Annotated in this window: 21 protein-coding genes; 12 read left to right on the top strand and 9 right to left on the bottom strand. The window is 62.3% G+C overall.

What is annotated here, in order from left to right; all coding sequences use genetic code 11:
- The first annotated feature begins 13 nt into the window (after positions 1-13).
- From ABWI03_RS01730 to ABWI03_RS01705, 6 genes are read left to right on the top strand one after another with little or no spacing between them, the layout of a single operon-like run.
- Positions 14-1,177, top strand: a complete 1,164-nt coding sequence (locus ABWI03_RS01730) for a steroid 3-ketoacyl-CoA thiolase (protein ID WP_235172350.1) — start codon at positions 14-16, stop codon at positions 1,175-1,177.
- A 34-nt stretch (positions 1,178-1,211) separates the two neighbouring features.
- Entirely contained in the window at positions 1,212-3,392 is a 2,181-nt protein-coding gene (locus tag ABWI03_RS01725; RefSeq protein WP_298777154.1) for an acyl-CoA dehydrogenase family protein, read from the top strand.
- A gap of 7 nt (positions 3,393-3,399) precedes the next feature.
- Positions 3,400-4,602, top strand: a complete 1,203-nt coding sequence (locus tag ABWI03_RS01720) for a lipid-transfer protein (protein ID WP_298777155.1) — start codon at positions 3,400-3,402, stop codon at positions 4,600-4,602.
- Positions 4,602-5,471 carry a MaoC/PaaZ C-terminal domain-containing protein gene (locus ABWI03_RS01715; protein WP_235170314.1) on the top strand — a complete coding sequence of 290 codons (870 nt, stop codon included), beginning with the start codon at positions 4,602-4,604 and terminating at the stop codon, positions 5,469-5,471. Before ABWI03_RS01720 ends, ABWI03_RS01715 begins: the two co-directional genes overlap by 1 nt.
- On the top strand, positions 5,471-6,121 hold the full coding sequence (locus ABWI03_RS01710; protein ID WP_019745318.1) for a PaaI family thioesterase: 651 nt from the start codon (positions 5,471-5,473) through the stop codon (positions 6,119-6,121). The genes ABWI03_RS01715 and ABWI03_RS01710 overlap by 1 nt, the downstream gene beginning before the upstream one ends.
- 23 nt (positions 6,122-6,144) lie before the next feature.
- The gene (locus tag ABWI03_RS01705; RefSeq protein ID WP_298777156.1) at positions 6,145-6,933 is read left to right on the top strand and encodes an SDR family NAD(P)-dependent oxidoreductase; all 789 of its coding nucleotides are present in this window, start codon (positions 6,145-6,147) and stop codon (positions 6,931-6,933) included.
- A 31-nt stretch (positions 6,934-6,964) separates the two neighbouring features.
- On the opposite strand, the gene ABWI03_RS01700 is transcribed toward ABWI03_RS01705, so the two are convergent.
- Entirely contained in the window at positions 6,965-7,789 is an 825-nt protein-coding gene (locus tag ABWI03_RS01700; protein WP_124569632.1) for a mycofactocin-coupled SDR family oxidoreductase, read from the bottom strand.
- A gap of 135 nt (positions 7,790-7,924) precedes the next feature.
- On the opposite strand from ABWI03_RS01700, the gene ABWI03_RS01695 reads away from it, so the two are divergent.
- On the top strand, positions 7,925-8,083 hold the full coding sequence (locus ABWI03_RS01695; RefSeq protein ID WP_296551930.1) for a hypothetical protein: 159 nt from the start codon (positions 7,925-7,927) through the stop codon (positions 8,081-8,083).
- 31 nt (positions 8,084-8,114) lie between these two features.
- On the opposite strand, the gene ABWI03_RS01690 is transcribed toward ABWI03_RS01695, so the two are convergent.
- The 5 genes from ABWI03_RS01690 to casG all read right to left on the bottom strand — a co-directional run bounded on the left by ABWI03_RS01690 (position 8,115) and on the right by casG (position 13,240).
- Positions 8,115-9,611, bottom strand: coding sequence for a DUF222 domain-containing protein (locus tag ABWI03_RS01690; protein WP_298777157.1), 1,497 nt, complete (start codon positions 9,609-9,611; stop codon positions 8,115-8,117).
- A 76-nt stretch (positions 9,612-9,687) separates the two neighbouring features.
- Positions 9,688-10,203: a nuclear transport factor 2 family protein gene (locus ABWI03_RS01685; protein ID WP_095968474.1), complete on the bottom strand. Its 516-nt coding sequence runs from the start codon at positions 10,201-10,203 to the stop codon at positions 9,688-9,690.
- 1 nt (position 10,204) lies between these two features.
- Positions 10,205-11,101: a TIGR03619 family F420-dependent LLM class oxidoreductase gene (locus tag ABWI03_RS01680; protein WP_298777158.1), complete on the bottom strand. Its 897-nt coding sequence runs from the start codon at positions 11,099-11,101 to the stop codon at positions 10,205-10,207.
- A gap of 10 nt (positions 11,102-11,111) precedes the next feature.
- On the bottom strand, positions 11,112-11,582 hold the full coding sequence (locus ABWI03_RS01675; protein ID WP_298777159.1) for a nuclear transport factor 2 family protein: 471 nt from the start codon (positions 11,580-11,582) through the stop codon (positions 11,112-11,114).
- The gene (casG, locus tag ABWI03_RS01670) at positions 11,579-13,240 is read right to left on the bottom strand and encodes a steroid-24-oyl-CoA synthetase (protein WP_095968477.1); all 1,662 of its coding nucleotides are present in this window, start codon (positions 13,238-13,240) and stop codon (positions 11,579-11,581) included. The genes ABWI03_RS01675 and casG overlap by 4 nt, the downstream gene beginning before the upstream one ends.
- Before the next feature lie 254 nt (positions 13,241-13,494).
- Here casG and casI point away from each other — a divergent pair, with 254 nt between their 5' ends.
- Genes casI through ABWI03_RS01655 form a run of 3 tightly spaced genes read left to right on the top strand, consistent with a single transcriptional unit; the run spans position 13,495 to position 16,831 of the window.
- Positions 13,495-15,126, top strand: a complete 1,632-nt coding sequence (gene casI / locus ABWI03_RS01665; RefSeq protein WP_397488172.1) for a steroid-22-oyl-CoA synthetase — start codon at positions 13,495-13,497, stop codon at positions 15,124-15,126.
- Positions 15,123-15,953, top strand: coding sequence for an SDR family NAD(P)-dependent oxidoreductase (locus ABWI03_RS01660; RefSeq protein ID WP_095968479.1), 831 nt, complete (start codon positions 15,123-15,125; stop codon positions 15,951-15,953). Before casI ends, ABWI03_RS01660 begins: the two co-directional genes overlap by 4 nt.
- Entirely contained in the window at positions 15,950-16,831 is an 882-nt protein-coding gene (locus ABWI03_RS01655; RefSeq protein ID WP_095968480.1) for an LLM class F420-dependent oxidoreductase, read from the top strand. Before ABWI03_RS01660 ends, ABWI03_RS01655 begins: the two co-directional genes overlap by 4 nt.
- Positions 16,832-16,845: 14 nt before the next feature.
- Here ABWI03_RS01655 and ABWI03_RS01650 read toward each other — a convergent pair whose 3' ends face one another.
- Positions 16,846-18,132 (bottom strand): TetR/AcrR family transcriptional regulator, encoded by a 1,287-nt coding sequence (locus tag ABWI03_RS01650; protein ID WP_298777160.1) that lies wholly within the window; start codon positions 18,130-18,132, stop codon positions 16,846-16,848.
- A 58-nt stretch (positions 18,133-18,190) separates the two neighbouring features.
- On the opposite strand from ABWI03_RS01650, the gene ABWI03_RS01645 reads away from it, so the two are divergent.
- On the top strand, positions 18,191-18,430 hold the full coding sequence (locus tag ABWI03_RS01645; RefSeq protein WP_095968482.1) for a helix-turn-helix transcriptional regulator: 240 nt from the start codon (positions 18,191-18,193) through the stop codon (positions 18,428-18,430).
- 37 nt (positions 18,431-18,467) lie between these two features.
- Here the strand turns inward: ABWI03_RS01645 and ABWI03_RS01640 are convergent, their stop codons facing one another.
- Positions 18,468-19,031 carry a GtrA family protein gene (locus ABWI03_RS01640; protein ID WP_095968483.1) on the bottom strand — a complete coding sequence of 188 codons (564 nt, stop codon included), beginning with the start codon at positions 19,029-19,031 and terminating at the stop codon, positions 18,468-18,470.
- Positions 19,032-19,096: 65 nt separating this feature from the next.
- Positions 19,097-20,302, bottom strand: a complete 1,206-nt coding sequence (locus tag ABWI03_RS01635; RefSeq protein WP_397488160.1) for an enhanced intracellular survival protein Eis — start codon at positions 20,300-20,302, stop codon at positions 19,097-19,099.
- A gap of 133 nt (positions 20,303-20,435) precedes the next feature.
- On the opposite strand from ABWI03_RS01635, the gene ABWI03_RS01630 reads away from it, so the two are divergent.
- A complete protein-coding gene (locus ABWI03_RS01630) occupies positions 20,436-21,656 on the top strand; it encodes a fatty acid desaturase family protein (RefSeq protein ID WP_095968485.1) in 1,221 nt (406 codons plus the stop codon).
- Positions 21,657-21,660 lie beyond the last annotated feature (4 nt).

Raw genomic sequence — 21,660 nt, 5'->3', positions numbered from 1 at the left:
AGGAGCGAACATCATGGGTCATGCAGTCATCGTCGAGGCCGCTCGGACACCGATCGGCCGTCGTCGCGGCGCCCTGGCGGGACTGCACCCCGCCGAAATTCTGGGAGCAGCGCAGCTCGGCGTTCTCGAGCGGGCAGGCGTAGCACCGGAAGACATCGGACAGATCATCGGTGGCTGTGTCACCCAGGCGGGTGAGCAGTCCAACAACGTCACGCGGCAGGCGTGGTTGCACGCCGGATTGCCGTACAGCACAGCGGCAACCACTATCGACTGCGCCTGTGGATCTGCCCAGCAGGCAGTGCATTTGATCTCCGGCCTGATTTCCTCCGGTCAGATCTCGGCCGGTATCGGTTGCGGCGTCGAGGCCATGAGCCGTGTGTTCCTGGGCCAGGCAAATGCGCCCGGAACGGGGAACCCGTACCCGGACGACTGGACCATCGACATGGGTGATCAGTTCACCTCGGCGCAGCGCATCGCCGAAAAACGCGGCATCACGCGCGCCGACGTCGACGCCTTCGGTCTCGAGTCGCAGCGCCGCGCAGCTCAGGCCTGGGCGGAAGGCCGCTTCGACCGCGAGATCGTTCCTGTCAAGGCTCCGGTGGTGGACAAGGAAGGCGTGCCCACTGGTGAGATTGCCACTGTCACTCGCGACGGGGGACTGCGTGAGACGACGGCAGAAGCGCTCGCCGGGCTCGAGCCGGTTATCGAGGGCCACATCCATACCGCCGGAAACTCGTCGCAGATCAGTGATGGCGCCGCTGCGGTACTGCTGATGAGCGAAGAGCGCGCACAGGAACTGGGATTGAAGCCCCGCGCGCGGATCATCGCGTCCGGCATGATCGGATCCGACCCGTTCTACCACCTCGACGGTCCTATCGAATCCACCCAGATGGTGCTCGACAAGGCCAAAATGACCTTGGACGACATCGATCTCGTCGAAATCAACGAAGCATTTGCATCCGTCGTGCTCTCCTGGGCGCAGGTTCACGGCGCCGACCTGTCCAAGGTCAACGTCAACGGTGGTGCGATCGCGCTCGGGCATCCCGTCGGCTCGACGGGTGCTCGTCTGATCACCACTGCGCTGCACGAACTCGAGCGCTCGAACAAGTCGACGGCTCTGGTCACGATGTGCGCCGGTGGCGCTCTCTCGACCGCCACCATCATCGAACGCATCTGACCCGTACTGACACTGTCGAATTGACGAGGTAGACATGACTATTGGATTGAGTGAAGAAGATCGTGACCTCCGCGACTCCGTACGGGGCTGGGCGGCGCGTCACGCAACACCCACCGTCATCCGTGAAGCGGTCGAGGCGAAGGTCGAAACCCGCCCCCAACTCTGGAACGGGCTTGCCGAGCAGGGACTTCTCGGACTGCACGTAGCCGAGGAATTCGGCGGTGCCGGATACGGATTGGTCGAACTCGCTATCGTCGTCGAGGAACTGGGACGCTCGATGGTTCCCGGACCGTTCCTGCCGACGGTAGTGGTCAGCGCCGTACTCAGCGATGCCGGGGTGACCGGCGGGCTACCGGCGCTCGTGGACGGCAGTACTCTCGGAGCTGTTGCACTGCAGCCGGGTTCACTGAAGATCACACGCGACGGTGGTGTCGCCACTCTGAGTGGTACGTCCAGCCACATTCTCGGCGGTCATGTCGGCGACGTGTTCCTGCTCGCGACCGACAGCGGATTCGTGTTGCTCGAACGCGATCGTCTCGAGGTCACGGACTTGGCCAGCTATGACGTCGTGCGTCGTAACTCCGAGGTCACCGTCGATGGTTTGGTCCTCACCGATTCCGAGATCCTCACCATCGATACCCAGCGTGTACTCGACATTGCCGCAACACTGTTCGCGGCCGAGGCATCAGGCTTGGCCGACTGGGCAGTCACGACCTCGGCCGACTACGCGAAGGTGCGTCAGCAGTTCGGTCGCGCGATCGGCCAGTTCCAGGGAGTCAAGCACAAGGCTGCCCGCATGCTCGCTCTTGCCGAGCAGGCGCGCGTCTGCGCTTGGGACGCTGCGCGTGCGCTGACACCGGCGAACGGCGTCGGTGCCGAAGAGGCTTCTCTCGCAGCAGCAGTCGCCGGAGCCACGGCCCTGGAGGCAGGCTTTTCCGTCACGCGTGACTGCATCCAGGTGCTTGGCGGAATCGGTTACACGTGGGAGCATGACGCGCACCTGTACCTGCGCCGCGCGCAGTCCTTGCGAATTCTGCTGGGTTCCACGGCATCTTGGCGTCGTCGTGTTGCGGAGCTGACCATTGCCGGCGCCCGTCGCGTGCTCAGCATCGAGTTGCCGCCGGAGGCAGAGGCGATCCGCGCCGACGTTCGCGCTGAACTTGCTCCTGCTCTCGAACTCGAAGGCGCCGCACAGAAGACGTATCTCGCGGAAAAGGGCTACACCGCACCGCACTTCACGGCTCCGTGGGGCAAGTCCGCCGATGCTGTCAGCCAGCTCGTGATCGCCGAGGAATTGCGCGCGGCGAAGATCAAGCCGCACGACATGATCATCGGCAACTGGGTCATCCCGACGCTCATCGCGCACGGCAACGAAGAGCAGCTTGCCAAGTTCGTCCCGCCGTCACTGCGCGGCGACATAGTCTGGTGCCAGCTCTTCTCCGAGCCCGGCGCAGGTTCCGACCTCGCGGCCCTGAGTACCAAGGCTACCAAGGTCGACGGTGGCTGGAAGTTGCAGGGCCAGAAGGTGTGGACGTCGATGGCACGCGACGCGCACTGGGGAATCTGCCTCGCGCGCACCGACGCTGACGCACCCAAGCACAAGGGCCTGTCCTACTTCCTCATCGACATCAAGAACAGTGGCCTCGACATTCGTCCGCTGCGCGAGATCACCGGTGAAGCACTGTTCAACGAAGTCTTCTTCGACGACGTCTTCGTTCCTGACGAGTGCCTGGTCGGCGAGCCAGGCGACGGCTGGAAGCTCGCTCGCACCACGCTGGCCAACGAGCGTGTCTCGTTGTCCAACGACTCGTCTCTCGGATCGGGTGGCGAGGCTCTTCTGAGCCTGGTCGACGGACTGCCCGGTGGCATCGACGACGAGCAGTTGACCGTTCTCGGAAAGGTGCTGTGCGACGCGCAATCCGGCGGTCTGCTCGGTCTGCGCACCACGCTGCGCTCGCTCACCGGCGCGCAGCCGGGCGCCGAGTCCTCGGTGGCAAAGTTGATCGGTGTCGAGCACATCCAGCAGGTCTGGGATGTGGCAATGGAGTGGGCCGGGCCGAGTTCACTTCTGGGCGACCAGCATCGGATGTCTGCAACCCAGATGTTCTTGAACTCGCAGTGCATGTCCATCGCGGGTGGTACAACCAATGTTCAGCTCAACATCATCGGTGAGCGAATCCTGGGTCTGCCTCGCGACCCCGAACCGGGAAAGTGACCTGCACATGAGCAATCGCACCTTCGTCATCGGCGTGGGCATGACCAAGTTCGAGAAGATCGAGACCCGCGACTGGGAATACCCGGACATGGTGACCGAAGCCGTCTCGAATGCCCTGGCCGATGCCGGGATCGGCTACGACCAGATCCAGCGCGCTGCAGTCGGTTACGTGTTCAATGCGTCGACAGCAGGACAGCGAGCTCTCTACGAGACCGGTCTGACCGGCATTCCGATCTTCAACGTCAACAACAACTGCGCCACCGGCTCGACGGCACTGATGACCGCGCGCGAATGGGTCCAGGCCGGGCAAGCCGAGTGCGCTTTGGCCGTCGGCTTCGAGAAGATGACCAAAACTGCACTGACCGGCACCGGTGAGATGCCCAAGGTCACGACTTTGGACTCGCAGCTGAAGATCATGGTCGAGGACTACGGTTTCGCGCGCTCACCCATGACTGCGCAGCTGTTCGGCAATGCTGCCGTCGAACACATGAAGAAGTACGGCACGACGGTCGAACAGATTGCAGCCGTGGCGGTCAAGAACCACAAGCACTCGGTCAACAACCCGTATGCGCAGTTCCGTGACGAGTACACCCTCGAACAGGTGCTCGGTGACAAGATGATTCACGATCCACTGACACGTTCGCAGTGCTCGCCGACTTCGGACGGCGCCGGAGCCGCGATCGTCGTGAGTGAGAAGTTCGTCCGTGAGCACGGACTCGAGGGCCGCGCGATCGAGATCGTCGCTCAGGCCATGACCACCGACACCGAGGCAGCGTTTGCCGAGAGGTCGATGATCGACGTTGTCGGCGCGCCGATGACGGCGGCGGCCGCCGAGCAGGTCTTTGCCGAAGCCGGCATCAGCATCGAAGACGTCGACGTCATCGAACTGCACGACTGCTTCGCGATCAACGAGATCATCACCTACGAGGGCCTGGGGATGTGCGCCGTCGGAGAGGGCGGAAGGCTCGTCGAATCCGGCGCGACCACGTACGGCGGCCAGTGGGTCGTCAACCCGTCGGGTGGTTTGATCTCGAAGGGACACCCGCTGGGTGCGACGGGGCTGGCCCAGTGCGCCGAACTCACGTGGCAGCTTCGCGGGACCGCGGACGCTCGCCAGGTCGAGGGCGCACGAATCGGATTGCAGCACAACCTCGGACTGGGCGGCGCGTGCGTCGTGACGGTCTACCGAGCCGGAACTTTGGAGAACTGATGGCTATCGATCTCGAGGTGGCGTTGTCCGCCGAACCGACAGTGCGCGAAGCGTCGTGGACCGACCGCGACGTCATGCTCTACCAGTTGGGACTCGGAGCAGGAGCGAATGCTCTGGATCCCGCAGAACTCACCTGGGTGTACGAAAAGGGTCTGAAGGTACTCCCGACGTTTGCAATGGTTGCAGGCCAGGGAGTTTCGGCGGGTGTATTGCCGGCACCGTCGATGAGTATGCCGGGAATCGACATCGACCTGCGCAAGATTCTGCACGGTGGGCAGTCTCTGACACTTCACGCGCCGATCCCGTCGACGGGTGCTGCTCGTATTTCCTCTCGGGTCGCCGACGTCTGGGACAAGGGAAAGGCAGCTGTGATCGTTCTCGAGACCGCGGCGCACGACCTTGACGGGAACCCGTTGTGGACCACCGGAATGCAGATCTGGGCGCGCGGCGAAGGTGGCTTCGGCGGCAGTGCCGGTCCCGAAGTTGTTGCCGGGGTGCCCGATCAGGCGCCCGACAAGGTACTGACGTCGAGCACGAGTCCCTCACAGGCGCTGGTGTACCGACTCAGTGGAGACATGAACCCGCTGCACGCCGATCCTGCCTTCGCGAAGATGGCGGGCTTCGACGCTCCGATTCTGCACGGCCTGGCGTCGTACGGCATCGTCTGCAAGGCAGTGGTGGACGGAATCCTCGACGGAGATCCGACGAGGGTGAAGAACTACTCGGTGCGGTTTGCCGGTTCTCTGTTCCCCGGCGAATCCATCACCACCTCGGTATGGCAGGACGGCAACACGTTGACGTTGGCGGCGACCTGCCCCGAGCGCGAGAACTCCCCGGTTCTCACACACGCAACAATGGAGATCAACTGATGGACCTCGGTACACACCCCACGGCAGCCACACACCCGGGCGGCACGATTCTGACGTCGCCGCCGCAAGACGCCCCGGTCGACCGGGCCACGGCAGCAGCCCGACGCGTTGTCGACGCGATGCTGCGGACCGACCGCGGAAACGCCAACCTGGACCGGGTTGCGGAGGAACTCAACAGCATTGCCGAGCACCTAGAGCAGCACTCACCCGAAGTGGCTGAGCGTTTGATCGACATGTGGAACGGTGAGGGCGTGACTCGTCACGATCCGGTGACCGGCCCCGAGAATGCCATTGCGCCGCCGCTCGTTCTGGAAGGGCTCGCTGACGGGTCGGTGCAGGGAGTGGTCACGTTGACGCTGCCGTACCAGGGACCTCCCGGCCATGTACACGGCGGTGTTTCGGCGCTGCTGCTCGATCACGTTCTCGGCGTCGCGAACGCCTGGGGCGGAACTTCCGGCATGACAGCACAATTGAGCACTCGGTACCATCGCCCGACTCCGCTGTTCGAGCCCCTCACGATCAGCGGCAAATTCCTTTCCAAGGACGGCCGCAAGATTCACACCGTCGGTGAGATCAAGACTGCGGACGGCGAATTGTGCGTGTCGGTAGAGGGCCTGTTCATCGACAAGACCGTGCCGCGCCCCAGGTAGGGGTTCTGACGAAGGAGGGCCCAGTGGGCAAGCTCGACGGACGTGTAGCAGTGGTCACCGGTGCCGGTATGGGCATCGGGCGCGGAGTGGCGGGCGCGTTCGCGCGTGAAGGCGCGTCGGTGTTGGTTGCCGAGATCGACGAGGCAGCGGGCCTCGAAACCACCCAGTGGTTGCGGGACGAATGGGGCGTGGAGGCTGAGTTCATCCGTACCGATGTCACCGACAAAGCGCAGGTTGTCGCCATGGTGGACCGGGCCGTCGAGCGGTTCGGGCGCCTCGACATCCTGGTCAACAATGCTTGGCGGACTTTCGGTTTCGCTCGGCTCGAGAACATGACCGACGAGCAGTTGCGCGGCGGTTTCGACATGGCAGTGATGGCCGCTTTCTGGGCCATGCAGGCCGCGTTGCCGGAACTCGAGCGTCACGGCACCGGCCGCGTGATCAACATGTGCAGCCTCAACGGGGTGAATGCTCACATGTACTCGGTGCAGTACAACGCGGCCAAGGAAGCATTGCGAACGCTGACTCGCACTGCTGCCCGCGAGTGGGCCCCCAAGCATGTGAACTGCAACGTTATCTGTCCCGGTGCGCAGAGTGCGGCGTACAAGCGTGTCGCCGAAGCCAATCCGGAGAACGTGGCAGTGATGGCCGCACAGAACCCGATGGGGCGGATCGGCGATCCCCTCGACGACATCGGCCCCGTTGCGGCCTTCCTGGCGAGTGACGACAGCCGCTACGTCACCGGCAACACCCTCTTCGTCGACGGCGGCGGGCACATCAACGGTGTGCAGTGGGCGCCGACCGTCGACTGATCGGCAGTTGTTCGGCTCGAGATTCCGGTGTCTATTTGGCCGTGAAACCGGCGTCGACCGGCAACGCGATACCTGTGACGTATCGAGCCTGATCCGAAACCAACCAGGCTATCGCGTTGCTGACGTCGGCAGCCTCGATCAGCCCGACGTTCAAGAGGTTGCCCACGTCGGCTCCGCTCGATGTGGGGGAGTCCGCAAACAGTTTCGCGACGGCGTCGTTGACGACCATGGGTGTATTCGCGCCCGTCGGGTGCACGGAGTTGACACGAATATTGTGGGGAGCAAGCCAGTGCGACCACGTCCGACCAAGCCCCACGATGGCATGTTTACTCGCGCAGTAGCCGTCGGACCCGCCGGTGCCGTCACCTCCGCGACCGACAAGTCCCAGTGTTGATCCGGTCAGGACGATTGCGCCGCCTGTCCCTTGCTCGATCATCGGGGGCGCTGCGGCCTGGACGGTATTCCAGACACCGAAGAGATTGACCTCCATCTGGTCGCGGAAGGCGCGAGCATCGTCGACGTCCGGAGACATCATGCCGATACCGGCGTTGGCCAGGACGATGTCGAGGCTGCCCAACTCCGCAATTCCTTCGGATACTGCAGCTTCTAGCGCAGGTAAATCGCGAACGTCGACTTCTCGCGCGACGACATGTCGCCCGAGGGCCTCGACCATTGCCGTTGTCTGCCTCAAATCGTCGTCGGTTCCCATCGGGTAGGCCACCGATTCGATCTGACGGCAGATGTCGAGCGCAATGATGTTCGCGCCCTCCTGCGCCAGTCGCACGGCGTGGCTTCGGCCCTGACCTCGGGCGGCTCCGGTGATCAGTGCGGTTTTGCCTTCCAACTGTCCGGGCATGGGTGCTCCGTCCGTCGAGATACATGATTCCTCGGTCATGAGTAATGACTCGAGCGGAAGGCGAAACTCGTCGCCGGCGACGTAGTCTGAGTTCAGATACAGCGGGAACTCGCTTCGGAAGAGAAGGGGCTCGGTATGTCCGATTGGGAGAAGAAGTTCGAAGCTGAAGCCAAGGGCCTCCTGGCCGAGGCTGAAGAAGAGCTGACCGTCCTCGAAGGTGTCGACACCATCGATCCGTTTGCCGAAGACGATCCGTCAGCGGGAGATGACGACACCAAGCCGACGTCAGACTGACCCCGGCGACACGTCGACGCACCTCGGCACCTCAGAACGGTGGCGGGTCGTCTCCGTAATCGATGGGTTCTCGATGGGCTCGCGGTGATTTCCGCTGCTCACATTGAATGTGCTCCTGTGCTCTTTTCTGAATCTGTCGGCGCCGGCGATTCCGTTCACTCTGGATACGCGCAGCCTTGTTCTCCGCCTGGGTCCGTCGATTTCGACCGCCCTGCGGCGCTATCGGTTCGGCCGACCCCGCCGCCATCCCTGCAGGTCGCGTTCGGTAGCGATGCCCGGTCGGTGACGTCAGCGACAAGGTCCGATCCCCGTTCGACGCGAACCGCCAGCGATCGGAATGCTTGAGGCGATGATGATTGCGGCAGAACGCACTCATATTCGATTCGACTGTCTTGCCGCCGCGTTCGGGGTCGCCATGATGGAACGGTTCATTGTGGTCCAGATCGGAATTCCAGGCCGGGACATCACAATGCAGCCATTGGCAGCTGCCCGCGATGATCCGCAACCAGGTATCGAGAACTGAACCAGGCCGGTAGACGTACGCCGAACCGGGCACCGATTCGGTGGCGGTATCAGCGGGTACTCGGACGTTTCGAATTACGGCGTCTTGGGCGATGTCGCGAGCATGCTCAGCGCTGATCACCCCGTACCCGTCGAGGTGAGCGGGCTCGCTGTCTCCTCGCAGAGTGGAATCAGTCATCACGACGTGAACCACGGGCCGACGAACGACAACACCGCCGCTACGATCCTGCGGGCAATCAGCTCCGCCACAGTTGCACGGCAAGAATGGTGATCCGTTGGTCAATTCGAAGAGTGCGTCGGCTCGCCGCTGCTCGTACGTTCGAGAGTCGTTTCGGCATACCGACGTTGCCAACTCGCGTAGTCGGCCGTCGAATGCCCGAGCCTGCTCTGCCGGAACGCTTCCCAAGATCTTTGCCATCCCGTCCTCGGCAGCGCTGACCCCGACAAACCGATCGGTGAGCGCACGACGTCGGCGTTCTCGCATACCTTCTGGGTCCACCATCGCCACGATCCGATCGATCGCCGCTGTAAGTCGTCTGCCCGTCAGGCCCGTTCCGCCGGCTACCGGTGGGGCGAGAACTTGTTCGAGCAGTTGTCGTTCCACCTCGTCGATCAGCTCGTCTTTCACGTTCGCGGTCGCGGAATCGATCAAACCGACTTGGTACAGATCCAACTCGCCACGCGCCATCGCTGCTCGAGTGCGGTGCAGCCGAGTCTTCAACGAGAACCCCAACCCGATCAATTTCCCGGCCGCGGCGCGACCCATCGTGAGTGTCGCGCCGACTTCCGATTCCGCCATCTCGTGTGCGGTCGACGACCACGCACCACCGGCGACATGCTCTGAGCTTCGCCGCGAAAAGAACTCGGCAATCACAGCGAGCTTGCGTTCGACCAGCATCGCCTCGCACGCATGCAGATCTGTCATGAGATCAACCAGCGCACAATCGGTTTCGGTACCGGTCAGCTGTGCCGAGATACCGAAAAGCTCTGTCGCGGGGTTGAACATGCATTCATCATATTCGAATTCATGTTCGAATGCAGCCGAATCTTCAAACCAGTCGGAATAGTCCGAATCGTGAACCTCAACGCATTTCAAGGGTTTGGCGTAGTGCTGTCAGCGGATCCGAGGCATCTCGACGCCCACGCGGTCCAGGCCCTTCGGGGTTGACGAAGCGGCCCTCGTCCGAGCGGGTCCACTCTCGTACGGCCCATCGCTCCTTGATCGCCCAACGACCGTCGCGTCGCTCCATGTGGTCGATGAATCGCGCACCGCTGGTGAAGTTGACCATCCCGATGCCTTCGGGACCGCCCCAATGTGTGGACATCGAATACGCCTCGCTGATCGCCTGGTCGCCGTGTAGTTCGACCAGGTGGTTGCCGATGTGATGCATCGTGCCGCCGATCGCCGAGAGTTTCGGTGTGACCCAGGCGATGTACTCGTCTATGTTGCCGTCGAAACCGGTGTGGTGGTCGATCGCGTCCGGATGGTAGGCGCTGCGGACGAGATCGAAGTCGAGGCGGTCGATGCCGCGACAGTACGTCAGAACTACCTCACGGATTGCCTGCTTGTCGATGAGATCTTGCAGTGCCCGGTCCATGTCACGCCTCCTTGATGCTGCTCATCCAGTCGAGTAGTTCTGGTAGTTCTTCGGCTGCGCAGTCGAATACGGCAGGTCGAAAGACGACGACGGACGCGCCGCGGTCGAACCAGTCCCGGGCTTTGTCTGCCGTTGCCGAGAGGTCGACGGACCCGTTGTCGCGTCGAATCGGTGCTGCAGATACTTGCACACGTGCGGTATCCGGGTCACGGTCGTGGGCCTCGAACGTGTTGCGCAGCAATGTGACACTGTCGGAGAACGTTCCCAGATCGGTCGGGTTCACGGTCCAACCGTCGGCGACGCGTGCGATGCGGTCGAAGTTCCGCTGACTTGGTCCGAACCCGAAGAGCACTGGTACTCGGGGCTGGATCGGCAGTGGGAGGCTGTGGTAGTTCTCGAAGGCGAAGTCGCGTCCCTTGAAGTTGGCCGGGGCATTGGTCCACAGTTCGCGACACGCTGCGACAGTCTCCTCCATGCGCCCGAATCGCGCATCGAAAGGCATGTTGGTGGCAGTGTATTCGGCTTCTTGCCAACCGACGCCGAAGCCCATCACAGTTCGACCTTCGGACAGTGAGTCGAGTGTGGCAACCTGTTTGGCGAGCAGAGCCGCCGGACGAACAGTGGCGATCAGAACCGACACCCCGAGGCGAGCACGTTCCGTCACTGCAGCGATCGAGGACAGCAATGAAATCGGTTCGTACCAAGGGTGATCCAAGGGGAACAAGAAGTTGTGTTCGACTACCCGCCGAGCGTGTGCGTCGGCATTGAAGCCGAGGTGATCGCCGGTGCAGATCAGATCGACTCCGGCACGGTCAGCGCGCGCGGCGAAGTCCAGAACCGGGCGAATCTCGCCGTCGAACAGGGCCTCGAGGCCCAGAACGTTGACGCCGATTTCCACCGTCGTTCCTCTACAGCGCACGCTTGGCATGAGCGGACATGTCGCCCATGTTGTCCATACAGAAGAGTCTCGAGCTGAACTGCCACGATCCGTCGACGCAGCTGAAACGATCGAAGTAACGCCCCGACAGGATGGGTTGCAGGGCAAGTGTTTCAGTGCCTTGTATGACCGTGATGTACGAGAGCGCCGACGCCGATTCGCCGTCGACTGCGATCCGCGTGTTTGTCAGCAGGTGCTTGGTTCGTGGAATCGGAGGATCGCCGTACATGCGAATGAAGCCACTGCAGGCTGCGAACACGGCATCGGCGTCGGATGAAATGAGCGTGGTGGCAATCCCGTCCGGCCCGCACTGCCCGTAGTCGGACCGGGCGAACAATGCGGAGACTTCACGCAATCTGCCCTGATCGATCAGATGCGTGTACTCGCAGAGCAGGTCACGGATCGCCGACTCGGCGACGATCCGTGACAGCTCCGCGGTCATACGGTGATCTCGCGCCGAACCATCTTGCCGGTTGCGTTGCGAGGCAACAGATCATTGGTGATGCGCCACTTCGACGGCACCTTGAAGTAGGACAGGCGCTCGGCGGCGTAGTCGCGCAACTCGGCCTCCGTGGTGTCCGCTCCGGGACGCAGGACCACCACGGCGGACACTTCCTGGCCGAGGTCGGGGTGCGGCATGCCGATGACAGCGCACTCGATCACGTCGGGGTGTTCGTCGAGCGTCTGCTCGATCTCGGTGGGGTAGACGTTCTCGCCGCCACGCAGGATCAGGTCGGAACGACGACCGGTGAGACGGAGACGTCCGTTCTCGATGACGCCGAAATCGCCGGTGCGGAGCCAGCGTCCAGGTGCAATTGCAGACTCGGTCGCCTCGTCGTTCTCCCAGTATCCGAGCATGACGAACGGGCTGCGCACGCACACTTCACCTTCGATGCCGTCCGGCAGCCACTCGCCGAAGGGATCGCGAATCTCCATCGAGACGGTGATGATCGGACGTCCGAGAGTGCCTGGGAACTCTTCGAGTTCGGCGCCGACGGCGACTGCGATGGCGGTGCTGCATTCGGTGAGACCGTAGCTGTCGACCAGAGCATTGCGTGCGAACGGCACCTGCTCCTTGAGTCGTTCCTTGAAAGCGGGTGACGACGGCGCCGACGCCAGCGAGAATGCAGTCAGTGAGGAGACGTCGTACTTGGCGATGTTGCCGTGTTCGAGTAGACGCGACGCCATCGTCGGCACCGCACCCCAGTTGGTGACGCGTTCGCGTTCAACCAATCCGAGCACCTTGTCGACGTCGAAGCCGCCCTCGGTCAGGATGACGGCACTGCCCGTCGCGAGACGGGGGACCACCAGATTGTGCAGGCTGGCGATGTGGAAGAGCGGGGAGGTGAGTAGATAACGCAGTGGGCTCGGCTTGGATGCGTCGTACTCACGGCCGGTGAATGCTGCGCCGATCGCGTCGCTGTACTTGTGGTAGTCGACGACGGCCATCACGTTGCGGTGCGAGTGGAGTGCGCCCTTGGGGCGGCCGCTGGTACCACTGGTGAACAGGATGACGGCGGGATCGTCCTCGTCGATGTCGGTGCTCGGCACGTCGGAGCCTGCATATTCCGCGATGAGCGCGGGCAGATCCTCCTCCATGGTGAGGACCGTGATGTCTGCCGGCAGTTCGGGGAGGGCGGCGCCGCGCTTGGCGTCCACGACCAGAACCTTCGGACGTGAGAGCTCGATCCCGTGGGTGACCTCGCGCGGAACCCACCAACCGTTGAGACCGACAGCGATCGCGCCGAGCGCCTGCGTCGCGAAGAACGTCATGACCCATTCGGGAGTGTTGGCAGCGAGGATGCCCACACGGTCGCCCTTGCGGACGCCGTACTTGTCCCGCAGAGCAGTTGCCAGCGCGGCGACGGAATCGGCGTGCTCGGTGAACGAGATTCGACGATCGCTGGTGACGAGATAGTCGCCGTCGCCCCAGGCGCGAGATGCCGAGATGAGTTCACCGATGGCGTGACCACGGTTCTTCATCACGGGCATGACGGTGCCGAGAACCTCTTCTTCGACGATCTCGAACGGCCCACCTGGACCGGTGAGGCGTGAGACCGCCTGGTCCAGAAGCAACTGCGGATCTGCGGGGGCAGTCATGGAATGGCCTTTCGTATTGTGGCGCTTTTCACGTCACAAAATCTCACGAGAAAATCATATCTGTGGCGGCGGTTACCACTGAGCGAGACTGAGACGGTTCCGGCTTTGAGGCGTCGATACGTTCGAGTCGTATCGCAGTTGGAGTAATCGACATTCCGATATCGACTAGGACACAGGACACGATGACGAACACCGCCACCGAAGCATCTTCGAATGCAGCTCTTGCAGCTCCTCAGCGCGAGGACGTCGCGCAGATGTTGATCGACCGTCTCGGTGATCAGCACTTGGGTCTGCGGACGCGGACGCAGGACTGGAGCTGGGACGAAGTGGTGCGCGAGAGCGCAGCGCGTGGCTCGCTTGCGAAGTCGCTTCGCGCGCCTGGACCGTTTCACATCGGAGTCCTTCTCGAGAACGATCCCGAGTTCCTGTTCTGGCTCGGCGGCGCGGCCCTGACCGGAGCCACGATCGTCGGCATCAATCCGACCAGGCGTGGAGCCGAGCTCGAGGCCGAGGTCCGGTACGTCGACTGCCAGCTGATCGTCACCGACAAAGCGGGCTACGAGAAGTTGTCCGGCCTTGACCTCGGACTGACCGAAGACCGTTTCGTGCTCGTCGACGACGCGTCCTACCCGGACAAGATTGCAACGCATCACGTCGAATCGCCTCAAATCGACCTCGGCGTCGACGCGTCGACTCTGTTCCTGCTTCTCTTCACCTCGGGTACCACCGGAATGTCCAAGGCAGTGCGGTGCAGCCAGGGGCGCCTGACACGGTTGGCCTACGCGAACTGCGCCAAGTACGACATCGACCGCGACGATGTCTGCTACTGCTGCATGCCGCTCTTCCACGGCAACGCGCTGATGGCCCTGTGGGCGCCTGCCCTTTCACAAGGAGCCACCGTCTGCCTCGTCCGCAAGTTCACCGCTTCGGGCTTCATGCCGGACGTTCGGTTCTACGGCGCAACATATTTCACCTACGTCGGTAAGGCCTTGGGGTATCTCATGGCGACGGCAGAACAACCGGACGACATCGAGAACACCCTCACACACGGATTCGGGACCGAGGCCTCACCGGGGGACAAGGCAGAATTCATCCGCCGATTCGGTGCACAACTTTTCGAGGGATACGGCTCGAGTGAAGGTGCCGGTTCGGTGGTGCTCGATCCGAACCAACCGGCCGGAGCGCTGGGCCGACCCGCGAACGAGAACATCGTCATCGTCGATCCCGACACCCGCGAAGAGCGCCCCCGCGCGATCCTCGACGAGCACGGTCACGTGCTCAACCCCGACGAATCGATCGGCGAGATGGTCGACAAGGCCGGATCGAAGAAGTTCGAGGGGTACTACAAGAACGAAGACGCCATCGCGGAGAAGATTCGCCACGGTTGGTATTGGACAGGCGATCTCGGCTACGTCGACGAGGCCGGCTTCATCTACTTCGCCGGACGCAAGGGTGACTGGATCCGGGTCGACGGTGAGAACACCTCGGCGCTGATGATCGAGCACATCCTGCGTCGTCATCCGAAGGTGATTGCCACGGGTGTCTTCGCGGTGCCGGATCCGCGTTCGGGTGATCAGGTGATGGCTGCGATCGAGGTTGCCGATCTCGCCGATTTCGATCCGGTCGAGTTCGCTGACTACCTTGCCGCGCAGGCGGATTTGGGTACCAAGGCGGCGCCACGATTTGTTCGCGTTTCGACCGACCTGCCCGTCACGGGCTCCAACAAGGTTCTCAAACGTGAGCTTCAGGCCGATCGCTGGCGTACCGACGAGCCGGTGTTCCACTGGGTGGGCCGCGGCACTCCCGAATACACGTTGATGACCGAAACTGACGTGGTGAATCTGGAGAAGGAGTTCGAGACACACGGCCGTTCGCGGTTCCTGTGAGTGGAGTTGCGCTGGTCACCGGCGCCTCCCGGGGGATCGGCCGAGAGTGCGCGCTTGCATTCGCGCGCGCCGGATTCGACGTAGCAATCACTGCTCGCACCGTTCGTGAAGGAGAGGGGCGGGCAGCCCCGCGAACCAGGCAAGGCGAGCAAGTGATTCCGGTGCCCGGCAGCCTGGAGACGACGGTTGCCGAGATCGAGTCCTTCGGTGTGCGCGCATTGGCCGTTCCGATGAACCTGCTCGATCTGACATCCGTCCGCGGCGCCGGTGAACGGGTGCTGGCAGAGTGGGGACATGTCGACGTGCTGGTGAACAACGCCTACGCGCAGACGGTCGGAAACATGGACCGGGTGCTCGACATCGAGATCGACGACGCTCAGGCGATGGTGATCGGAAATTATCTGCACCAACTCGCTCTGGTTCAGGTGATACTCCCGTCGATGATCAAGAGGGGCAACGGCGTAGTGGTCAACCTGGCATCGGGTTCGGCGACCATGGATCCGCCTGCGCCGCCCGGCGAGGGTGGTTGGGGTTTGTCGTACGCCGCGTCGAAGGCGTCGTTCGGACGTATCGCCGGAGCGATCAACTCCGAGTATCGAAACGCCGGAATCAAAGCGTTCAACCTGAGTCCGGGATTTGTCATCACGGAATCAGGTAAAGCCCGCGGTGGCGCGGAAGCAATAGTGGAAGCCGGATTTGCGGCCACACCGGCATCCGTACCCGCTGCAGCGGCGGTGTGGCTTGCAACAGATCCCGATGCGGACCGGTTCGTCGGTCGCGTCGTGGACGGTCCGAAATTGATGGCGACACTGGAGGAAACGGTATGAAGCTCGGCGTGGTCGTTCCGGTCGAACTGGGTCGAAGCGGAGACCCTGATTGGATTCTGCAATTCGCCCGTGCGGCTGAATCGCTGGGTTTCGACGAGATCTCGGCAGTGGAGCACTCGGTGGTCATCGCCGACACCGAGAGTGAATACCCCTATTCTCCGACCGGCAAATCGCATCTTCCCGATGACTGCGACATCCCGGATCCGCTTGAACTGCTCTCGTTCGTGGCGGGTGCGACAACCACGTTGGGCTTGTCCACTGGAGTTCTGGTGCTGCCAAATCACAATCCGGTGGTGCTCGCCAAGCGATTGGCGACGCTCGATCGCCTTTCGGGTGGGCGATTGCGCATCTGCCTCGGTCTGGGGTGGATGAAGGAAGAGATCGAAGCGTGCGGCGGTGACTTCGAGCGCCGCGGCAAGGTAGCCGATGAGGCCATCGCGGTGATGCGTGCACTCTGGGTGGGCAAGGAAGCAGTCGATTTCGACGGCGATTACTTCTCGTTCAAGGGTGCGTACAGCTGGCCGAAACCTCATCGCGAGTCCGGAGTTCCGCTCTACATCGGTGGACACAGTCTTGCTGCTGCTCGGCGTGCCGGCCGGTTGGGTGATGGTTTCCAGCCGCTGGGACTCGCCGGTGAAGATCTCGACAAGGCCATTGCAGCGATGAAAGCTGCTGCGGTGAAGGCAGATCGAGATTCTGCCGACGTCTCTCTGGTACTCGGTGCGAGCCTGCCCAGGCTCGACGAAGCGAAACTCGAGTGGGCACGCGGCTTGGGAGCCGATCGAATCGTGCTGTCCGCCAGCCGTCGTGGCACGTCGCTGGAACTGATCATCGACGAAATGGCCGAATGCTCGAAGCGGCTGGGGCTCGTAGCGTAATTCGCCCCGTCTGATCAGGGATGGGCCAGCCCGTTCAGGAGCATCGCGCCGACGAAGGCTGCGTTGTCGGCCGGGCTGTCGGCTCGGCGGGTGAAGCACCGCAATAGGAGGGTGTTGGTGATTCCCGCGGCGATGTCCATCGGAGCACTGATGGTCGACAAGACTCCGTTGTCCTGGCCCCGCTGCACAATCGGCGCGATGATCGAGGGAATGTTGAGTTTCTCTTTGAGTGACAGCAGGCTCTCGGGCTCGCCGTAGGTGTCGAGGGCAACGGCAACCAGCAGTGCATCCATGAACTCTGTTTCGTCAGAGGCTAGTTGAGCGCAGCGGAGTAGGAAGTTCTCGATGATCGCGACGTCGCCGAGACCGATCAGGATGTCGTCGGCAACAGTTTCTCGCAGTGAGTCCACTCGGCTCTGAAGGGCTGCCACCAGGATGTGGGGCTTGGTGGGAAACAGTTTGTTCGCGGCGGCGCGGGGGACTGCCGCAGTGTCGGCGATGTCGTTGATCTGCGTCATGAAGTATCCGCGTTTGCCGAATTCGCTACGGGCGGCGGCGAGAAACGCCGCTCGCGGATCACGCGGCAGCGGACGCGTCTCCGCGGGCTGGTCGATGGGACTGACAACGTCATCGAGGTGTTGGTGAAGGCCAGACGTGTCGACGACGGCACCCAATATCGCGAGCAGCGCGTCGGACATGATGTCGGGTGAGACGGAGCGGGAATCGGTGCGGCTACGAATGCGGAAGCCGTCGATCACCGCATTGACCGTGACAGCGAAGGTCTTGGTGGTGAACGGCCTTCGGAGTGTTGCGTCGGTTTTCTCGAAGAGGGCCTCGTAGGCCGCGGACACGAGCTCGTCGCGTCGACGATATTCGTTTTCCAGAGCGGTGGAGGTTCGCCGGTGTGAGCCCGCAAAAATGTGTGAGAGAAGACTTCTTGCAGTCGACGCGTCGTTGACGATTGCGTCGAATGCCTCTTTGACGAGAGTGGTGACCGTCGGACGAAGCGCGTCGTCGTTTGCTACCAACTGTGCGCGCACGGTCTGCTTCACTTTGTCGGCGCTGTGCAAGGTCGATTCGGTGAGGCTGGTGATCACGGCCTCGATGAATTCGGATTTGGTTCGGAACTTGCGAAAGAACGTGGCCTGCGATGCACCGGCGTGGTTGACGACCTGTTCGCTCCGAAGTCCGCGTTCGAGAATGTCTCGAGGGGCCTCGACGAGCGTCGTCACGCCTGCATCGACGAATTGCATGGTGGACGCGTCGCGGTCAGTCAACAAACGGAGTGACCCCGCGACCACGCTCCGTTTCCATGGGAGTTCGACCGCGCTGAAAGCCTGGAAGTAAGGGACACCACCGATGAAGACTGCCGACTCACCCAGCCTCAGTAGGCGTGAAGTACAGGTGCTGTTGACCTGGATTCGCTGCGACTCGAAAGCCGAAGTCTCCCGTGAGTTGTACATCGCGGAGGGAACGGTGAATACGCACCTCGCCCGTATTCGAGGGAAGTACGACGGAGTGGGCCGGACAGCCCCGACGAAGATGGCACTGCTTGCACGCGCCCTTCAGGACGGGCTGATCGGTATCGACGAACTCTGATCGAAGCGCGAGCGATCGGGTGCGTCGATCCGGAAAGTCAGTCGAGGGCGGTGGCGTCGGTTGTCGGTGTCTTGGTGCCGGGAGTCGCTTCGATGTCGAGAACGACCTGGCTGTCGGTGGCTTCTTCGGGGAAGACGTACCGACGCATGGCCCACCAGCGGAAGGCCGTGGCCAGCAGGGTTCCGATGATCGATCCGCTGATGAAGTCCGCGAAGTTCTCCATGAAGAGGGAGACGTTGGGCTGGCGCAGGTGGAACACGTAGCTGGAGATCCACAGCGGAACCTGGTTGATGGCCAAACCGATACCCGCGACGATGAAGAACAGCGCGGCCTCGTGATGGCGCTGTCTACCACCACGCTGAGCAAACGACCATTCGCGGTTGAGCACGTAGGACAGAACCGTCGCGATGAGGACTGCGAGGATGTTGGCCGTCACCGGGTGCTGAGGCAGGACCGTCCACTTGATACCGAAGAACAGAACCGTGGTGACGATGAAGGCGATGCCGCCGACCACCAGGAACTTGAGCATTTCTGCGTGCGGCAGGACGCGCACGAGGACCCGCTCAGGAAGCCTATTGACCATCTTTCCGACAAACGCCATTGTTCGAGGCTAACCCTGAATACGGCCGACGGCACAAATCGTCCACCCACGTGTCGGCAAGATCATCAGAATCCGTACCCGAGAATTGCGGGCTTCTGCGCGTTGAAAGCGAAGTCGAAATTCCGGATCTCCTGCGGATCGGACGCGTGGAGCCTGTGCGCCGCCGCGAAGGACTTGGCCTGGTGCTCGCCCAGGTACAAGCTGCTCAGAACATCAGAGGGCATCGTGATCGCAGGCTCCGCGTCAGTGACCGTACAGGTGGCCTTGCCGCCCTTGACCTGAAGCGCGAAAGTTCCGCCGGCCTTCAGGAACGGATCGTCGACCTTGATGACTGTGTCCAGGTCAGCAGCATATTCACGAGCCTCGAGAGCCGCGGGCACGTTCATGATGCGCAGCCACAGTCGATCGGAGCGCGTCGTCGTCCGGGCAAGGCGGTAGTCCGTGAGCATCAGCCGGAGTGGATCGGCAGGATGCTGGCGTGTCTCGATCCGGGTAACGAGGTCGAGGCCGCAGATCGTTCGCCACAGCGCCGCGTGCGCATCTTCGGTGATCGTCACGAACTCGTCGATCCGGGCGATGCTGTCGCGGCCCTCGCTCGTGTGCCGGTAAGCGATGTATCCGTCCGCGTGTGTCAGAAAGAACAGTCCGGAGGCGCCGTCACGATCCTCGGACGGGTCGGCGAACATATGGTCCCAGAGCGGTTGCGGACGCACTTGAGCGCCGGGTGTCTGCAGCCGCCAGCGGTCGTAGATCTCGGGTAGAAGCGTCGAGGCAGCTTTGATGTCGACGATGGACACGCCACCGTTGTCGGGCACCTCGGGGCGGAACCGCGCGAAGCGGCGATCGAGGGTGATGCCCTCGCTGAAGGTGGCGGGGCCGTATCCGAAGCGGTTGTAGATGCCGGCTTCGCTGGCCGTCAGGGCGGCCAGTGGTGCTCCGGTCGACTCGATGTGGGCGTGAAGTGCAGTGAACATCGAGCGTAGGACGCCACGACGACGGTGAGTCGGGGCGACGGATACCCAGGTGATTCCGCGCGTGGGGAGTTGGCGTCCGCCGGGCACGGTGAATTCCATGTCGATTTCGATGGCCACGCCGACGGGTAAGTCACCGTCGACGGCGAGGATGATGTCCTCGGGCTTGTAGAGCGCCTTCGTCAGTTCGCTGACCGCGGGAGACGGGTGAAAACCGAACCCCACCGAGTCGAGTAGTTGGAGAGCCGGCCAGTCACTCTCGGTAGCGGTGCGGATGGTGATCTTGTTTTCGGGGCTCACGTATATCGACTCTGGCATAGATTGCGTGAAGACGCACATGAATATCGGGGCTGACGTTTCCTCACCGGCTCCCAGGGGTACCGCCCGACGGACCAGTCCTGCGGCACGGAGAAAACCGATACGGAGAAACACTGTGGCGATCACCGACATCAAGGAATATGCCCATCTGACCGAGGAAGACGTCGAGGCGCTCGGGCGCGAGCTGGATGCCATTCGGCTCGACATCGAGGAGAAGCGCGGAGCGCACGATGCTCGATACATCCAGCGAACGATCGCGTTTCAACGCTCATTGATGGTGGCCGGCCGCATCGTCTTGTTCGCCAGCAAGAAGAAGCCTGCCTGGATTCTGGGGACTGCGCTCCTGGGTGCCGGCAAGATCATCGAGAACATGGAACTCGGCCACAACATCATCCACGGCCAGTGGGACTGGATGAACGATCCCGAGATTCACTCGAGCAACTGGGAGTGGGACAACACCTGCCCGTCCTCGGGATGGAAGCACTCGCACAACTTCACTCATCACAAGTTCACCAACATCGTCGGCCTCGACAACGACGTGGGTTACGGAATCATGCGCGTCACCCGTGATCAGAAGTGGCACGCCGACTATCTTTTTCAACCGATCACGAATTTCGTTCTCGCGACACTGTTCGAGTGGGGCGTGGCACTGCATCACCTGGAAACGGACAAACTCCGCAAGGGCGAGGTGAAGTGGTCCGAGAAATCGGAGATGGCCAAGGACGTCGGAAAGAAGATCGCGCGGCAGGTGACGAAGGATTACATCCTGTTCCCCGCTCTGACCGGTCCGGCGTGGAAGACCACGTTGACGGCCAACGTCGTTGCAAATCTCATCCGCAACTATTGGAGTTACGCCGTCATCTTCTGCGGGCACTTCCCAGACGGTGCCGAGAAGTTCACGCTCGAGGAATTCGAGAACGAATCGCGCGCTCAGTGGTATCTGCGACAGATGCTGGGGTCAGCCAACTTTCACGCCGGTCCGGTCATGGCATTCATGAGCGGCAACCTCTGCTACCAGATCGAGCACCACTGCTTCCCCGACTTGCCGAGCAACCGGTACTCGGAAATCGCTGTGCCGCTGCGCGACCTGTGCGACAAGTACGACCTCCCGTACACCACCGGCCCGTTGTGGAAGCAGTACGGATTGACGCTGCGGACCATCTGGAAGTTGTCTCTGCCCAACAGGTTTCTCTCCGCGTCTCAGGACGATGCTCCGGAGACGCATTCGGAGTTGAAGTTCCGCATCCGCGGTGGAATCAAGGAAGTCTTCGGCGTCGATCCGCAGACCGGTAAGCGGCGCGGCCTGCGAACTGCGATCGCGATGGTCTCGAGCTGAACGG

This window comes from Rhodococcus baikonurensis, assembly GCF_040489275.1.
In the GTDB taxonomy this organism is placed as follows: domain Bacteria; phylum Actinomycetota; class Actinomycetes; order Mycobacteriales; family Mycobacteriaceae; genus Rhodococcus_F; species Rhodococcus_F baikonurensis.
This window is presented reverse-complemented; position numbering and strand designations above follow the sequence as displayed.

What these genes read in the sequence shown, in the direction of transcription:
- casG (WP_095968477.1), bottom strand. Translation starts at nt 13,240, where the DNA reads ATGACTGCCCCCGCAGATCCGCAGTTGCTTCTGGACCAGGCGGTCTCA.
- ABWI03_RS01640 (WP_095968483.1), bottom strand. Translation starts at nt 19,031, where the DNA reads ATGGCGTTTGTCGGAAAGATGGTCAATAGGCTTCCTGAGCGGGTCCTC.
- ABWI03_RS01715 (WP_235170314.1), top strand. Translation starts at nt 4,602, where the DNA reads ATGGCTATCGATCTCGAGGTGGCGTTGTCCGCCGAACCGACAGTGCGC.
- ABWI03_RS01645 (WP_095968482.1), top strand. Translation starts at nt 18,191, where the DNA reads ATGAAGACTGCCGACTCACCCAGCCTCAGTAGGCGTGAAGTACAGGTG.
- ABWI03_RS01685 (WP_095968474.1), bottom strand. Translation starts at nt 10,203, where the DNA reads ATGGACCGGGCACTGCAAGATCTCATCGACAAGCAGGCAATCCGTGAG.
- ABWI03_RS01710 (WP_019745318.1), top strand. Translation starts at nt 5,471, where the DNA reads ATGGACCTCGGTACACACCCCACGGCAGCCACACACCCGGGCGGCACG.
- ABWI03_RS01675 (WP_298777159.1), bottom strand. Translation starts at nt 11,582, where the DNA reads ATGACCGCGGAGCTGTCACGGATCGTCGCCGAGTCGGCGATCCGTGAC.
- ABWI03_RS01700 (WP_124569632.1), bottom strand. Translation starts at nt 7,789, where the DNA reads ATGCCCGGACAGTTGGAAGGCAAAACCGCACTGATCACCGGAGCCGCC.
- ABWI03_RS01655 (WP_095968480.1), top strand. Translation starts at nt 15,950, where the DNA reads ATGAAGCTCGGCGTGGTCGTTCCGGTCGAACTGGGTCGAAGCGGAGAC.
- ABWI03_RS01720 (WP_298777155.1), top strand. Translation starts at nt 3,400, where the DNA reads ATGAGCAATCGCACCTTCGTCATCGGCGTGGGCATGACCAAGTTCGAG.
- ABWI03_RS01725 (WP_298777154.1), top strand. Translation starts at nt 1,212, where the DNA reads ATGACTATTGGATTGAGTGAAGAAGATCGTGACCTCCGCGACTCCGTA.
- ABWI03_RS01690 (WP_298777157.1), bottom strand. Translation starts at nt 9,611, where the DNA reads ATGTTCAACCCCGCGACAGAGCTTTTCGGTATCTCGGCACAGCTGACC.
- casI (WP_397488172.1), top strand. Translation starts at nt 13,495, where the DNA reads ATGTTGATCGACCGTCTCGGTGATCAGCACTTGGGTCTGCGGACGCGG.
- ABWI03_RS01695 (WP_296551930.1), top strand. Translation starts at nt 7,925, where the DNA reads ATGTCCGATTGGGAGAAGAAGTTCGAAGCTGAAGCCAAGGGCCTCCTG.
- ABWI03_RS01730 (WP_235172350.1), top strand. Translation starts at nt 14, where the DNA reads ATGGGTCATGCAGTCATCGTCGAGGCCGCTCGGACACCGATCGGCCGT.